We start from the raw sequence: 283 nt of genomic DNA on the forward strand, positions 1-283 counted from the left end.
CTTCAATATGTCAATGAACTTTTATCTCTACATTCAGAGAAATGAGATGGCAAGCCATCTGAAACTGGTGGAGGATAACGGATTCGAACCGTTGACCCCCTGCGTGCAAGGCAGGTGCTCTAGCCAGCTGAGCTAATCCCCCGAAAATGTGCAATATGAAAGTGTGGGCTTGCGTGGACTCGAACCACGGACCTCTACATTATCAGTGTAGCGCTCTAACCACCTGAGCTACAAGCCCAACAAATAGTATTTAAAGTGTATAAGAGAGAAAAACCCGAGGGCA

General features: G+C 46.6%; 2 tRNA genes. Both read right to left on the bottom strand.

The features are described 5' to 3' along the window. Window positions 1-65: 65 nt before the first annotated feature. Window positions 66-142, bottom strand: a tRNA-Ala gene (locus DK188_RS21285). A gap of 22 nt (window positions 143-164) precedes the next feature. Next, a tRNA-Ile gene (locus DK188_RS21290) sits at window positions 165-238 on the bottom strand. Window positions 239-283: the final 45 nt, after the last annotated feature.

The sequence above is a fragment of the Algoriphagus litoralis genome, assembly GCF_003259255.1.
Lineage (GTDB): Bacteria > Bacteroidota > Bacteroidia > Cytophagales > Cyclobacteriaceae > Algoriphagus > Algoriphagus litoralis.